The organism is Yoonia sp. SDW83-1 (assembly GCF_046762885.1).
Classification (GTDB): Bacteria; Pseudomonadota; Alphaproteobacteria; order Rhodobacterales; family Rhodobacteraceae; genus Yoonia.
Window position 1 is genome coordinate 1 of record NZ_JBKQXO010000010.1, and the last position, 15,024, is coordinate 15,024.

The window sequence follows — 15,024 nt, forward strand, 5'->3', positions numbered from 1 at the left end:
ATGACACTTCGGAAAGTGGGGCTCAAGGCGCGCCATCGAGCCACTATAAGTCGCTCAGATCACCACTCGATTTTCAACCGGTGAAGCAAGCCGCATAAAAGAAATCAATCGGCCCTGACCCTAAGATACGGCAATTTAGCATTCTGGTCGCCGCCTGCGGCCTTATCTTTTCGGAAGATCGAGTTCAATTTGTCATCTTCAATGCCGTCTTTTGGCCTAACTTTCGAATTGAACCGTTTGATGGTCTCTCAGACATCCCAGCTACCTCACCATAAACTCCGCATGCAGTGCGCCGCTGGCTTTGATGCTTTTTAGAATATCAATCATATCGCGTGGTGCGACACCAAGCGCGTTTAGGCCGGCCACAACCTCGCTCAGCGATGTACCTTCGCGGACTTCGGCAAGGCCAATGCCCGGTTCGTCCACGATGGCCGCGTTCGTGCGGGGGACGATCACGGTTTCACCGGGCGAGAACGGATTGGGTTGCGCGACCAAAGGTGTCTCCTGAATGCGTAATGTCAGGTTGCCCTGACTGACCGCCACGCGGCTGATCCTTACGTCCTCGCCCATGACGATGGTGCCGGACCGCTGGTCCACCACGACCCGCGCGCGTCGTTCTGGTTCAACCAGAATGTTCTCGATCCGGCCCAATGCGTGGGCGGGCGACCGCATGCGCGTCGCGGGTATGTTCAGTTCGACGGTCCCCGCATCAAGCATGATAGCGACAGTACGGCTGAAATTCTGATTGATTGCCTGCTCAATACGGCCGGCAGTCGTGAAATCCGGTGTTCGTAACGCTAGTCGCAACGTCGTCATGCCCGAGAAGTCAAAGGCCACTTCCCGTTCGATCGTGGCGCCGGAGGGAATGACGCCGGCCGTGGGAACGCCCTGAATCACGGTTGCACCTTCACCTGTCGCCGATGCCCCACCCGCGATGATGGTTCCCTGGGCAACGGCGTAGATGTCGCCATCCGCTGCGTTGAGCGGTGTCATGATCAGTGTGCCGCCAAGAAGACTGTTGGCATCGCCAATGGCGGAAACGGTGACATCCAGCGGGCTGCCCGCCCGCGCGAAGGGGGGTAAGCTTGCCGTGACCAGAACCGCTGCCACGTTTTTGGGTCTGAATTGTTCACCGGTTACATTGACACCCAGCCGTTCAAGGATGTTGCTGAGCATCTCTTCCGTGAAAGGTGAATTGCGCAGCCCGTCGCCAGTTCCGTTCAAACCGACAACGAGACCATAACCAACAAGATCATTTGACCTGACGCCGTCAAACTCTACCAGATCCTTGATCCGAATTGGTGTTGCCTGCGCGGCAAGCGGAAAAATCAGAAAAACAAGCGCGAAGATCAACCGAAAAACAGCCATCAGATGTAGTCCAGCAAGCTCAACTGAGACAGACGGGCCGTGACGCTATAATGCGTCTCAAGCTGCAACTGCACATTTTGCAATTTTGATGCCGTGTCAAAAGGATCGGCCGAGATCAGGTCATTCTTGGACATCTCCAACGCAGCCCTTTGCGCACCGGTTTCAACAAGAGCTTGTTCCACACCGGCCTCTACAAAACCGATGCGCGATTGTGCGGCTACAATCCCGCTGGCGGAGCTGAACATGCGTAGGCCGGCCTCTTGCAAAAGGCCAGATTTCGCGCGGTCATCGAGGCCCGGCAGCTCGCTGGCGACAGCGGCAAGGGCTGCAGCCTTGAGCACATCCCTGATCGCCGGATCATCGGCCCGGATATCAATATGAAAGCGCTTGTTTTCAGAAACTCGTTTCTGTTGCGCGGGTCCTGTGTCACCCAGATATCCCATCGTGGTAAAGCTGCCCATCGGGTCATCAAACCAGGCATCAATACCTGCGGTGATGTCAGCCACCGTCGTGCTGCCCGCCAGGGCAGTTCGAATGTCTGCCAGCATATCGTCGGCCGCTGCCAGTGCTGGCGCGTCAACCTCGTTTCCGCCCATCAGAGTCCGGTTGGCAAGACGGGTGTTCAAGGTATTGACAATGGTTTCAAAAGCGCTGCCTGCGGCGCGCGCCGCCTCGTCGATCTGATCGCCGGTACTGCTGTCGCTCAGCAGCAGGAGCCGCGCGCCGGTTTCGCCCCGGGTGGCGTCGACCTTGTTCAGCAGCGTTTGCATGTTTATGAGCATCAAACCGGTTTCGCGTCCGGCCTGTTCATAACCATCCAGTTGCGCCAGGCTGTAGTTTATGCCGGACAGGCGCGTTGTCTCACCGCCAAGCTCTGCAGTGATATCTGTGACACGCCCCGTGGAAAGGCTCTCGGTTAGTCGGGCCAGATCGGTTTTGATCGTGCTACCATTACGCATTGATATGAATTGTTGGGCCATATCGCCCACCGAAACGACTGGCATCCTAAATCTCCATCAGGCGTTGCATCATGAAATCAACGGTTTGAATGACCCTGGCATTGGCGGCATAGGCCTGTTCGACCCGCAGCAGGTTTTGCAATTCGAGGTCGGTGTCGACACCGGTGGCGAGTTCCGCCTCGCGCAGCGTGTCCCAGCGCGCCGCAGTAAAGCTGAGCTTTTCTTCGGCCTTCAGCCGACTCGAACCGACCTGCGCGGTAAAATCAGCGATCCGTCCAGCAGCTGATCGGCTGGCCGCACCGGGTAAATCCGCGCGCGCGGCGCCGAGTGCATCGATCCAGCGCTCAAGTTGTGCCGCGTTTCCTGTTGGGCCGGGAGCCGCCGCATTCAGACCATCTCGCAGCAGGCTGAGCGTGCCGCCTGCTGCAGGATCGACTGCTGCGTTTATGCTGATCCGGCCTGCAAGTCCCGGAACATCGGCGGTATTCAATGGGCTGCCCTGATCGGTCAACAGGCCCACATCGCCTGCTGTCAATGTGGGGTCATTCGTTGGATCCTGAAAACGGACGATCAGATCAGCGGCAATTTCATCTAGTGATGCCTGCGCTTCGACGAGGGTTGCGTCGCGCATGGCAAAGGACGCGTCAAGCGACCCACCATCCAGGCGCCCGATACCTGTCGTCGGATCGAGGGGCACCCCATCCAGCGTGATCCCTGAAAGGGCGCCGGATGTCAGCGTCATGTCTGCCGTGATGGTTGGTGTGCGTTCAAAGCCGAATTGTACGGCTCGCCCGTCAAGCAGGGTTGTGCCTGTCGTTGTCATCAACCCGATGGTGTCGTTGTCGCGTGGCAATTCGCGGATAGGGACGATCTCGGCAATCTGGTCCACAACGTTTTGGCGCGCATCAAGCAGCGCTGAGACATCGTTGCCGGTGGATTTCAATCGCAGAATATCACCGTTCAGATTTTCGACCTGGATCAAGGCGTTATTCAAGACATCGATATCACGCGCGATCGCGCCATCGACCTCTTGTCTGATGGATTGGATACTGCGGGTGTTGGCCTGAAGCGTGTCTGTAACATCGCCAAGGCGCGAAACAACCGTGGCAAGACGCGTCTCGGATGCGGGGTCGCTGGCGGCGCTGATCAGGGCTCGTTCGAACTGGGCCAGTCGGCCACCCAGCCCGGCGGGGTCGTCCGGCCCACCAAGTGTCTGTTCCAGCTGGTTCAGGGTCTGGGCACCCTGTTGCTGACCGCTGAGCGCGGCATCAGCCAGCCGCCGATCTGCCAGGATACCCGCATCGACGAAGCGATTCATCGCTTCAATCTTGACGCCCCCGCCAACGCCCCCGATTTGTCCTGAAGACAGTTCGAGAGACCGGCGTCCGTAACCATCTGTCAGGGCGTTTGACAGGTTGGATGATACGGTTTCGGCCATCCGCGATGTCACCGACAAACCGGACAGGGCGTTGTTGAGGGCGCTGGAGATACTCATCGGTTATCCAATCGTGGTCAGATTAACGCTTGATATTGGTGGTTTCCTGCAGCATCTCATCCACGGTCTGGATCACCTTGGCGTTAGATGAATAGGCGCGCTGGGTCTGGATCAGCTCGGTCAGTTCGCCGGCCACATCAGTTGCCGATTCTTCGCGGGCAAAGCTGACGATATCGCCAGTTGGCCCATCGCCGGCATCCCACAAAAAGAATGTGCCACTGTCAGGCGTTACCCGATAGCTTTGCTGGTCAAGCGTTTCCAGACCGTTCACATTTGGCACATCAACCAGCGGAATCTGATACAGAACCCGGTTGATGCCAATATCAAAGGACGCCCTGACGAATCCGTTCTGATCAACCTCGATCGATGTCAGACTGCCGACCGGTGTGCCGTTCTTTGAAATTGAAACCGGCGCGAAGGCATCCGATAGCTGTGTCAGCCCGATCGAACTGCCCACCTCACCAATGTTGATTTCCATCGGACCACCATCGACAGCGATGGTGAATATGCCCGTTGCCGGGTCATAGGGCCCGCCAGAGGTTGTCGCCACGCTCAACAATGTGCCACCACCACCACGGGAGGCGTCAAATTGCAGGGTGTATTCGCCCACGACATCGGGAATCCCGTTGGCATCCACATCGGTTTCGCTGTCAGTAATCACCATGGTCCATTCATTGGAGGCGCCATTGGCGGGCACGGTTGGTGTGAATGTGAAGGACAGATTGGAAGATGCGCCCAGGTTGTCGAAATACTCGACCGATAGCGATTCGGAATCCCCAGGGGATCCTTCCCTTGTCGAAGTTGCCGGTAGATTGACGGAAAGATCCACACGCGTTGTCGCCTCACCAGCGAATTGGTTGGCGTTGATCTGGACAGGCACCAGCCCGTCAATGGAATCGCGCGGATAGTTGGGGATGGTACCATCCGGCAAGGCAGGCACGCCTAGCAAGACCAGCCCCCCCGGGCTGCGCAGGTACCCTTGCGCATCCGGGCGGAAGGACCCTGTTGTTGTCAGGAAGAGCGGATTTTCACCGTTGTTCACAGCGACAGAGGTTTCCGAGGTTACGGGCAGCATGCCCCGCCCCCTGACCGCCAGATCGGTTGGGTTTGATGTGGATACCAATGCCCCCCGTTCGTCGATCAGACGGGCGGTAGTGGTGCGCACACCACCCGCTGAATAGGTACCCTGACCGCTTTCAATGACCATCGACTGAAAATCGGTGACTGCCCGTTTATAGCCATATGTCGAAGAGTTCGAGATGTTGTCCGAAATCGTTGCCAGACGGGACGCATTCGCCGCCAAGCCAGCAACACTTGCATTCAGGGAAGAAGAAATCGTCATTATGAGCCTTTCTGCGTCGGGATGACATCAAAGTTTTCCAATGCCTAACCCTCCGGGCTTAACGTCCCCCTAACGTGTAAAATGCAATCCAAGTTTTCTCAGCGGTCACTGCGGATCAGGACGATCTCGACCCGATTGTTGCGGGGGGCGGTTGCGTCGGCCACGGCAGGGCGCCTGTCACCCTCGCCGGTGATGCGCGCAATGCGCTGCGGATTCAGGCCGCCATCCTCCAGCATGATCCGCATCTGCTGGGCTCTGCTGGTGGAAAGTTCCCAGACCGGGTTGTCGACCTTCAGAACCGACCTGGCCTGCAGGTGCCCCTTGACAGCGACCGGATTGCTGACGCTTTGGAAAAGCCGGGCAAGGATCGCACCGATCTCGCGCATGACGGGATTGGGGGTCGCGGTGTCAGCGTCAAACAGGGTCGCGCCAGGCAAATCAAAGATTTCGATGACCAGCCCCTCATCGGTCAGGCGGGTCACGATATGGCGCAGTGCCTGTTCGGATACCATGCTTTCGCCGCCCTGGCCGAACAGCACAGCCTCAATATCGCGCAGGGCTACGACCTGCGCGGCCTCTGCTGCATCGCCTTCGGCGTCGCTTTCCGACCGGATCGGGTTCAAACCGATGGTCGGTTGATTGATGCCAGTTCCGCTCTGGGCCAGTGTTTCTTCGGTAAAGATATTGTCGCCGCCAAAGGCGCCGGACCCACCGCCAGATACCCGGTTGATCGGGATGGTAGGGGAGAAATAATCGGCAATCCCCTTGCGCTGTTGTTCTGTTGTTGCGTTCAGAAGCCACATCAGCATGAAAAAGGCCATCATCGCGGTCACGAAGTCGGCATAGGCAACCTTCCACGCCCCGCCGTGATGCCCGTCGCCACCCACAACCTTTTTGCGTTTGATTATGACCGGCGCATTTGATCCTGCACTCATTTTCACCACCTCAGTTTTCACCCAGAACAGGTGGTAACCGGACGGAAGTGAAGGCAGGCTTAAGGTAACAATTTAACGCAAATCACTCTTTTTCGGGAGATACGGAGCTTGTGCTATCCATCTGTATTTGCCGCAGGCGCGCAGCAATATCGGATTTGATCTGATCGCGCTGATCGAGAATTTCGAGATAGGATCGCGTCAAGGCCACAAAGCCTGGGCCAAAGTCCGAAAGATCCTCGCAACGACGCAGATCGCCTCGCAAGGTTTCCATATCTGCATAAGCCTCGTAAAGGCCTGTGCGCAAGGCGCATAGTTCGTCATCGGCGGGCAGTGCGCGATCAATCGTGCGCCGCAGGATGTCGCGCTGCTGCAAGACCGATCCATCGCTGCCGTTTTCTGAAGCGAGTGTCAGAACAGCAAGTCGGTCAATCAGGTCTACGGCGGCCAGCGGCACAAGAATTTCATTCATTTAGGACCTTTCTTTTCGGGCGCTGTCACCGAATGTGACGAACCCGCACATAACAAAACACTCATCAAACAGGATCACGGCCATAGCATTGCATCCTTTCCAGAAGGTATCCGACCGCCGCACCAGATCTGGCAATCGGTGCGCATACGGCAGTATCAACGCGTCGGTTTAATCTGGAGGGTAACTGGGCGGAATGTGTTACTGGGGCATGCGCAATGGCGGTCATGGGGCTCCTTTGTCATGCAACGTGCGTGACATTCGGGAACTCAACCTCAAACAGGCTGCAAAGTCAAAAACGGGGACCGTACGGTGGTCTGATTATACGACTTGATCACAGGCGCCATTTGTGTCCGACAGCACCGCAAGATCCAGCACTCGTTGCAGACCCGCGCCATGTGCGAAGCTGGGCTGGACCGGATCACCGGTGCGGATGGCAGAGATAAAGCGCTGAAAATTTGTCTCAACCGCTGGTGTTTCGACGTCGATCCACTGACCGCTCTGCAGGTTGTCATCCAAACAGGCGCGTAGCCTGCTGTCACGTCCTTCAAACCGCACATCCAGACCACCCTTTGTGCCGAACAGGCGCAAGCTGAGGTCATTGAGATGTCCGCTGGCAAAACGGCTGGCATGGATAACACCTATCGCCCCATTTTGCAGTGCCAAATGCATGGTCATGCTGTCATTGGCATCCAGCGTATAATCCCCGATCCGGTTATCCGGGGCTTTGTCAAAGGTCGCCAGACGGCAGGAGACACGGGTGGCATCTGATCCGGCGGCAAATGTTGCGTAATCCAGAATATGTACGCCCACATCCCCCAACACGCCCATGGATCCATGGGCGGCTGACAAACGCCAGAGCCACTGGCCTTCGGTTCTCCAGTCGCCCCATGCGGGCTGGGTCAGCCAGCTTTGCAGATAGGCGGCTTCGAAATGGCGGACGGCGCCGATATCACCGCGGGATACCATTGCGGCGGCATGCATCAGTGCAGGCACATTGCGATAGGTCAGGTTGACCATATTCACCACACCTGCCGCCTGTGCTGCCGCTGCCATCTCGGCGGCATCAGCCTGATTGGTTGCCAGAGGTTTCTCGCAAAGCACATGTTTTCTAGCTGCTAGCAATGGTAAGGTGGTGCGATGATGGACGGCATCGGGTGTGACGTTGGATGCCGCATCAAAATCACCCCACTGCAAGGCCTCGGCCACGCTGGTAAAGCCCTCTGGAACGCCGTGTTTGGCTTGAAACGCAGTCAGATTGTCAGCATTGGTGTCCACGCCGCCGACGACCTCAACCCCATCCATCTCAGCATAAGCCTCCGCATGGGCGCTGGCCATGGCTCCGGTGCCGACGATCAGAACGCGGATCATCTAAACCCTTCCTCACCATCGCGGTGCAACCGTGGACCGCGCGCCTCTAACGGCTCTAGCGCCTGATCGGCCGGCACGTTGGGGGCCTCATTCACACCGATCACCCGAGGGGCCGGGTTGTGCGCCCAGCGCACGGCATTGCGCAGAACGGTCTGCACATTGGGATCGTGATAGGTCGGGTAGGTTTCATGCCCGGGACGAAAATAGAACACGTTCCCTGCGCCGCGCTTATAGGTCAGGCCGGACCGGAACACCTCGCCGCCCTGAAACCAGCTGATGAAGACCGTTTCCAGCGGTTCGGGTACACCAAAGGGCTCACCATACATTTCTTCCTGCTCAAGTTCGAAATGATCGGGCAGGCCCGCGGCAATCGGATGATTGCGAGTGGTTACCCATAGCCGCTCCCTTTCGCCTGCCTCGCGCCAAGTCAGGTTGCAGGGGGTGCCCATCAGGCGCTTGAAAATCTTGGCGAAATGGGCCGAATGCAGCAGGATCAGACCCATGCCCGCATGCACATGCGTGGCCACACGTTCGACCACTTCATCAGCTACATCGCCATGGGCGGCATGGCCCCACCAGATCAGCACATCGGTCTGCGCCAAACGATCTTCTGGAAGACCGTGTTCCGGTTCCTGCAAGGTGGCGGTAGTCGCCGAGATATCGTCACCCTGCAACGTATCGGCAATCGCCGCATGCATCCCGCGCGGATAGATATCGGCGACGATTTGACTGGTCTGCTCATGAACATTCTCACCCCAGACGACCGTGCGGATTGTCATTGGTCACCCTCCTCTCAAAGCGCTTTGGGGCGACGTTGCGACGAAAGAGAAAGAAATACAAGCGCGATAAAATGGACTTGATATTGATACGATATCGCACTATTTAATACGATATCGCATCAAATGAGGATAACATTATGGCTCTCACCAGACGTAAGGCACTGGCACTCATCGGGGGCGGCACGATTGTGGCCGCCGGCACATTTCTGGGAACGCGGACACCCTATGCGGCAATCGCACCTTGGGACGCAGCAGGCGGTTACGACGATCCGCGCAAATGGGCGCTGTCCTATGCGCTGCTGGCACCCAATGCCCATAACATTCAACCGTGGCTGGTTGGTTTGGAGGGTGATGACACAGTGACCCTCTGGCGGGACAAAACCCGCGAGTTACCTGAAACCGACCCGTTTCACAGGCAATTGGTGGTTAGCCTCGGTTGTTTTCTGGAACAGATGAAAATCGCCGCTGCCCAACAGGGAAACGAGGTCAGCTTTGACATATATCCCGATGGAGAAGACGGGCCAGCGGCCGTCGCTACATTCGCCAATGGCGGCACGCCTGACCCGCTGTTCGACGCCATTCTGGACCGTCGTTCCTGCAAGGAACGATTCGAGGATCGACCGGTCCCAACTGAACTGGCGGAAAGTCTGGGCAGCTATGCGACCATTGTCACTGATCAGGCCGAGGTCGCGGCGATCAAGGACCTGACGTGGCAGGCCTGGCTGGCCGAGCTTGCCTATCCCCCGACCCATAAGGAAAGTGTCGATCTGATGCGCTTTGGCAAGGCCGAGATCAACGCCAATCCCGACGGGATCGACCTGGGCGGGCCATTCTTGGAAAGCCTGATGCTGGTGGGGCTGCTGAACCGCGAGCAGCAGCTGGATCGGGAAAGCACCGGCTTTCAGCAGGGCGTGGCTATCTACGACGAAATGCTGCACGCAACTCCAGCCTATGCGGTCCTGACCTCGCCCACAAATACCCGTGCTGACCAGATCATGGCCGGACGGCAATGGCTGCGGCTTAACCTGGCAACGACACTGGCAGGGCTTGCCTTGCATCCCGTCTCGCAGGCGTTGCAGGAATATCCACAAATGGCCGAACACTATGCCGCCGCTCACGAATTGTTGGCAAAGGATGGCGAGACTGTTCAGTTACTCGGGCGCTTGGGCTACGGTCCGCAAATCCCCCGCACGCCACGCTGGCCACTGGAGACGCGATTGATTTGACCCAAACCATCCAAACCGGAAGGTACTTCACCTTCTTCAACGAAATCGGGATCATCGAACAGCTCAGCCGCGCCTTTCTTGAGGCGCAGCTGCCCGATGGGATCATCGCCCCACATTTCTCGGTGCTGAACCACTTGATCCGCGTCCGGGATGGGCAAACGCCGCTGGTTCTGGCGCGGGCATTCCAGGTACCCAAGACAACGATGACCCATACATTAGGCGGTCTGCAAAAGCATGGGCTGGTGGACATCCGGCCCAACCCGAAAGACGCCAGATCGAAATGCGTCTGGATCACCGATGCGGGCCGTACCTTGCGCGAAGAAACCATTACCGCCCTCGCGCCGGATTTACGTGCAGTCGCAGAGGTGGTCTCTCCCGCGGATCTGGATCGCGTACTCCCCATCCTTGAAAAGCTGCGGCAATACCTGGATCAGGCGCGCGACGAATAACGTCCTTTGAAGCTGGCTAACCCTTCGGGTAGTGATCGCCTGACCACGCCCAATCAAAAAGACCGGACCATGACTCCAATTTATAAAGCCGCTTTCGTCCTCGTTGGCATGGCCAGCCTGTTCTGGCTGGTTCTGGTCGGGTTGTTTTACTTCGCGCCGGTCTATGGCATCAAATTCTATCCCAGCACGACTGTTCCCATCTTTGCGCTCGCGCCTCTTTTCATATCTTCCTTTGCGGCCCAGTGGATGACGGGACAGCGATCAGCCGTGGAGTGGTGGATTTTTCGGGTTCTGGTGATCGTCGGGTTCGGGATTGCCGCCTTCCTGACAGAGGCGGCGATCATCCATGCAGCCCTCAGTCAGGTGGAATCGATCACCTATACCGAGATACTTCAGGCGCCTTTGTCGAAGCGTTACAACGTCAGCGTACTGTTTGGATTCAGCTTCCTGACCAGCGTGCTTCTGGTTGCCGCCATGATCGTTTTTGTGTCTGTCCCGGCGCGGGTTGCTATCCGGCAGCGCAAGGCTTCAGCGCAGGAACCGCCCGCGACCTGAAATCCCATCAACAGCCCATTTCGACGTTGCGCCAGCGCGTCTTTGCCACCATGGCTTTCCCGCGCATCGCGCAGTGACACGATAGCGCAGTGTCAACCCGCCTTTACACTTGCGAGCAAGGCTATTGTCACACTAAACTGACAATATGAGTGTCACGTCGGATTTACAGATCAGCACGACCTCGCGCCGCTGGCCAGAACCCCGCGCGGCATTGCGGCTGATCAAGCCGGTGACGTGGTTTCCCCCCATGTGGGCCTATCTTTGTGGCGTAGTTTCATCAGGTGTAAGCCCCTCTGGTCAATGGCTTTTTGTTATCCTTGGCGTCATCCTGGCCGGACCTATCGTTTGCGGGATGTCGCAGGCGGCCAACGATTGGTGTGATCGACACGTGGACGCCATCAACGAACCCGACCGCCCGATTCCATCCGGGCGGATCCCCGGGCGCTGGGGCCTTTATATCGCGCTGGCGATGACCGCGCTGGGCCTGATTGTCGGCTACCAGCTTGGGCCGTGGGGCTTTGGCGCGACGATCCTCGCCGTGCTGGCCGCCTGGGCCTATTCTGCCGAACCGATCCGGGCCAAGCGGTCCGGTTGGTGGGGGCCGGGGTTATGTGGCCTTGCCTATGAAACCCTGCCCTGGATCACGGGCGCCGCGGTCGTCAGTGCTGGCGCGCCAAGCCTGCAGGTGATTGTGATTGCGGTGCTTTACGGCCTCGGTGCGCATGGCATCATGACACTGAATGATTTCAAGGCCATCGAAGGCGACCGCGCTACCGGCCTGAAATCACTTCCCGTTACGCTTGGTCCTGATCGCGCTGCCCGCGTTGCATGCTGGATCATGGCTGTACCGCAGGTCATCGTGGTTGGTCTTCTAACTTATTGGGGTCACGAGATTCATGCGCTCGGTGTCATGGCGATGTTGGCCGTCCAGCTGGGCGCCATGCGCGTGCTGCTGCGTGACCCCGAAGGCAAGACCCCCTGGTATCAGGGCATGGGCATTCTCTTTTACATCAGCGGCATGATGATCGCCGCAACCGCAATCGGAGGATAGAATGACACTGTCCTGGTTCCAGATTTTTCGGCTTGGCCTTGTACAGATGGCATTGGGCGCCATCGTTGTCCTGACGACATCAACCCTGAACAGGTTGATGGTAGTGGAGTTGTCGCTGCCAGCCGTCCTCCCCGGTCTGTTAGTGGCGCTCCACTACGGTATTCAAATGACCCGTCCGCATTGGGGGTTTGCGTCTGACGCGGGCGGGCGCCGGACACGCTGGATCATCGGCGGCATGGCCATGTTGGCGTTTGGTGCGTTTCTTGCCGCTATTGGTGTGCTTGTTTTGGAAAGCTCTTTTGCGGCTGGCATGGTCATCTCGGTCATTGCCTATGCGCTCATCGGGCTGGGGGTCGGGGCATCCGGTACATCACTGCTCGCCTTGCTGGCGACCACAACCGCACCGCACCGCCGCGCCGCCGCAGCGACAATTACGTGGCTGATGATGATCTTCGGTATCGCTGTGACCGCAGGGGTCGTGGGCAAGCTGATCGACCCATATACACCGCAATTACTGATCAAGATCGTGGGAATTGTGGTACTCGCCGCCACGGGTCTGACCTGCCTTGCCGTCTGGGGGGTCGAGAGGAAACTGATCGCTGTGCGCCAACCTGATCCGACGCCGTTCCGCCAAGGGCTGGCCGAGGTCTGGCAGGAACGCAAGGCACGTAATTTCACCTTGTTCGTCTTTCTTTCAATGACCGCCTATTTCATGCAGGAACTGATCCTGGAACCCTATGCGGGTCTTGTCTTTGCATTCACGCCGGGCCAGTCCACATCGCTTTCGGGCGCCCAAAATGGCGGCGTTTTCATCGGGATGCTAACCGTCGGTATCCTCGCGACCGGCCTGAAAATAGGCGCGTTGCGTCATTGGGTCATGGCCGGATGTCTTGGATCTGCGGCTGCACTGGCCGTGATCGCCATGCTTGGGCCGTTGGGGCCCGCTGCGCCGCTTACCCCTGCTGTTGTCGGTCTTGGGTTCTTTAACGGGATGTTCGCTGTTGCGGCCATTGGATCAATGATGGCGTTGGCCGGACAGGGCCGTGAACAACGCGAAGGGACGCGCATGGGCCTTTGGGGCGCTGCCCAGGCGGTTGCCGCCGGCTTTGGCGGATTGGTCGGGGCCGGGATGGTTGACGTGCTGCGTGCGCTCTTCACTGACACCCAAGCCTTTGGATCGGTGTTCCTTTTTGAAGCCACACTTTTTGTTGCGGCGGCGACGATGGCCGCGAAAATCATGGATCGGCGCATGCCGTCCGTAACCCTCGTTCCGGGAGAATAGCCAATGCAATATGATGTTGTCGTCGTGGGCGCTGGCCCATCCGGGGCCACCGCTGCCGAAGACCTCGCACGGTCAGGGCACAAGGTTGCGTTCATCGACCGCGACGGGCGGATCAAGCCCTGCGGTGGCGCCATTCCACCGCGTCTGATCGAGGATTTCCTTATTCCCGACGAACAACTGGTCGCCAAGGTCAACACCGCGCGCATGATCTCGCCCACAGGGCGGCACGTGGATATCCCGATTGAAAACGGCTTTGTGGGCATGGTCGACCGTGAACATTTCGACGAATTCCTGCGCAATCGGGCCAAGGATGCAGGCGCACACCGTTATACCGGCACCTTTCAAGGGATCGAGCGGGAAGGCGACGCCACGAAAGTCGTCTTTCGGGATAAGATCAGCGGGAATGTCATCAAGCTTGAAACCAAGCTGATCGTCGGCGCTGACGGCGCACGATCCAACGTGGCCCGGTTAGAGGTCCCCGGGGGCGACAAGACGCCTTATGTAATCGCCTATCACGAAATCATTGAGGCTCCGGATCGCACAGAGAGCTATGATCCGTTGCGTTGCGATGTGGTGTATGACGGGCGTATCTCCCCCGATTTCTACGGCTGGGTCTTTCCCCACGGCGGACAGGCCAGCGTGGGGATGGGGTCGATGCAGAAATCCGTGGACCTCAAGCAGGCGACGGCAGATTTGCGCGCGGCCTCCGGCTTGACTGACTGCAAAACCATTCGCAAGGAAGGCGCACCTATTCCGCTGAAACCGATGGACCGATGGGACAACGGCAAGGATGTTGTGTTGGCCGGTGACGCGGCGGGGGTGGTTGCCCCTTCATCCGGCGAAGGGATCTATTATGCGATGGTGGGCGGGCGCGTTGCAGCCACCGCTGCTGCGGCCACTTTGGCATCAGGGCGCGCAAAAGATTTGCAATTGGCCCGCAAACTTTTCATGCGCGAACACAAACAGGTGTTCAGGGTTTTGGGCGCGATGCAAAACGCCTATTACCGCAGCGACGAACGGCGTGAACGGTTTGTCTCACTCTGCCACGATGTGGACGTACAAAAGCTGACTTTTGAGGCTTACATGAACAAGAAACTGGTGAAGGCACGCCCAATGGCCCATCTGAAAATCGGCATCAAGAACCTCGCGCATCTGACGCGGCTGGTGTCGCCACTGCGCACATGACGATCATGATCCCGGCCTGGGTTAATGGTGAACTGGTACCAGTGGAAAAGCTCGACGCGCACAAACGCGGCCTGAAGCACAAGGCCGTCAGCGTCTTTGTGATGAACCGGGGTCGCGTGCTGATCCAGCAGCGCGCGATGGAGAAATACCATACGCCTGGGCTTTGGGCGAACACATGCTGCACCCATCCCGCATGGAATGAAGACCCGGCAGATTGTGCCATGCGGCGGCTCGACGAGGAACTCGGGATCAAGGGGCTTTATCCCTGCTATCGTGATCAGATTGAATACAGGGCCGATGTGGGCAATGGATTGATCGAACACGAGGTGGTCGAGGTTTACGTCGCCGATGCGCCGGACAGCCTGAAGATCGCGCCCAACCCGGACGAGGTGATGGCCACCCGGTGGGTCGATTTCTATGATCTTTCTGCCGATGTCGCCCGCCACCCGGCGCAATATACGCCGTGGCTGCGCATCTATCTGCAGGACCACACCACAGCCATCTTCGGTGATCTGATGCGGGCCGTCTGACGGCCCTTTTCGTCCCGATGGTTCCAATGAT

At 58.2% G+C, this 15,024-nt stretch carries 15 protein-coding genes; 7 read left to right on the forward strand and 8 right to left on the reverse strand.

From position 1 onward, the window contains the following. Positions 1-261: 261 nt before the first annotated feature. From ACFWW4_RS13685 to ACFWW4_RS13720, 8 genes are all read right to left on the reverse strand, one after another. On the reverse strand, positions 262-1,368 hold the full coding sequence (locus ACFWW4_RS13685) for a flagellar basal body P-ring protein FlgI (RefSeq protein ID WP_411891375.1): 1,107 nt from the start codon (positions 1,366-1,368) through the stop codon (positions 262-264). After that, on the reverse strand, positions 1,368-2,372 hold the full coding sequence (locus tag ACFWW4_RS13690) for a flagellin (RefSeq protein WP_411891376.1): 1,005 nt from the start codon (positions 2,370-2,372) through the stop codon (positions 1,368-1,370). Before ACFWW4_RS13690 ends, ACFWW4_RS13685 begins: the two co-directional genes overlap by 1 nt. 1 nt (position 2,373) lies before the next feature. Then, positions 2,374-3,822, reverse strand: a complete 1,449-nt coding sequence (flgK, locus tag ACFWW4_RS13695; RefSeq protein ID WP_411891377.1) for a flagellar hook-associated protein FlgK — start codon at positions 3,820-3,822, stop codon at positions 2,374-2,376. A gap of 22 nt (positions 3,823-3,844) precedes the next feature. Further along, positions 3,845-5,164, reverse strand: a complete 1,320-nt coding sequence (locus tag ACFWW4_RS13700) for a flagellar hook protein FlgE (RefSeq protein ID WP_411891378.1) — start codon at positions 5,162-5,164, stop codon at positions 3,845-3,847. Between the two features lie 98 nt (positions 5,165-5,262). Further along, positions 5,263-6,099: a flagellar motor protein MotB gene (locus ACFWW4_RS13705; RefSeq protein WP_411891379.1), complete on the reverse strand. Its 837-nt coding sequence runs from the start codon at positions 6,097-6,099 to the stop codon at positions 5,263-5,265. 82 nt (positions 6,100-6,181) lie between these two features. Beyond that, entirely contained in the window at positions 6,182-6,568 is a 387-nt protein-coding gene (locus tag ACFWW4_RS13710) for a hypothetical protein (RefSeq protein ID WP_411891380.1), read from the reverse strand. Between the two features lie 318 nt (positions 6,569-6,886). Further along, on the reverse strand, positions 6,887-7,936 hold the full coding sequence (locus ACFWW4_RS13715) for a Gfo/Idh/MocA family protein (protein ID WP_411891381.1): 1,050 nt from the start codon (positions 7,934-7,936) through the stop codon (positions 6,887-6,889). Beyond that, the gene (locus ACFWW4_RS13720; protein ID WP_411891382.1) at positions 7,933-8,715 is read right to left on the reverse strand and encodes a ThuA domain-containing protein; all 783 of its coding nucleotides are present in this window, start codon (positions 8,713-8,715) and stop codon (positions 7,933-7,935) included. The genes ACFWW4_RS13715 and ACFWW4_RS13720 overlap by 4 nt, the downstream gene beginning before the upstream one ends. Before the next feature lie 137 nt (positions 8,716-8,852). On the opposite strand from ACFWW4_RS13720, the gene ACFWW4_RS13725 reads away from it, so the two are divergent. The 7 genes from ACFWW4_RS13725 (at position 8,853) to idi (ending at position 14,993) form a co-directional block, all read left to right on the forward strand. Continuing rightward, positions 8,853-9,941, forward strand: coding sequence for an Acg family FMN-binding oxidoreductase (locus ACFWW4_RS13725; RefSeq protein ID WP_411891383.1), 1,089 nt, complete (start codon positions 8,853-8,855; stop codon positions 9,939-9,941). Continuing rightward, entirely contained in the window at positions 9,938-10,390 is a 453-nt protein-coding gene (locus ACFWW4_RS13730; protein WP_411891384.1) for a MarR family winged helix-turn-helix transcriptional regulator, read from the forward strand. Before ACFWW4_RS13725 ends, ACFWW4_RS13730 begins: the two co-directional genes overlap by 4 nt. A gap of 69 nt (positions 10,391-10,459) precedes the next feature. After that, positions 10,460-10,945: a hypothetical protein gene (locus ACFWW4_RS13735; protein WP_411891385.1), complete on the forward strand. Its 486-nt coding sequence runs from the start codon at positions 10,460-10,462 to the stop codon at positions 10,943-10,945. Positions 10,946-11,090: 145 nt separating this feature from the next. Continuing rightward, entirely contained in the window at positions 11,091-11,996 is a 906-nt protein-coding gene (chlG, locus tag ACFWW4_RS13740; RefSeq protein WP_411891386.1) for a chlorophyll synthase ChlG, read from the forward strand. A 1-nt stretch (position 11,997) separates the two neighbouring features. Then, a complete protein-coding gene (locus ACFWW4_RS13745) occupies positions 11,998-13,278 on the forward strand; it encodes a BCD family MFS transporter (RefSeq protein WP_411891387.1) in 1,281 nt (426 codons plus the stop codon). A 3-nt stretch (positions 13,279-13,281) separates the two neighbouring features. Next, positions 13,282-14,463, forward strand: a complete 1,182-nt coding sequence (locus tag ACFWW4_RS13750) for a geranylgeranyl diphosphate reductase (protein ID WP_411891388.1) — start codon at positions 13,282-13,284, stop codon at positions 14,461-14,463. Beyond that, positions 14,460-14,993 (forward strand): isopentenyl-diphosphate Delta-isomerase, encoded by a 534-nt coding sequence (gene idi / locus ACFWW4_RS13755; protein ID WP_411891389.1) that lies wholly within the window; start codon positions 14,460-14,462, stop codon positions 14,991-14,993. Before ACFWW4_RS13750 ends, idi begins: the two co-directional genes overlap by 4 nt. Positions 14,994-15,024: the final 31 nt, after the last annotated feature.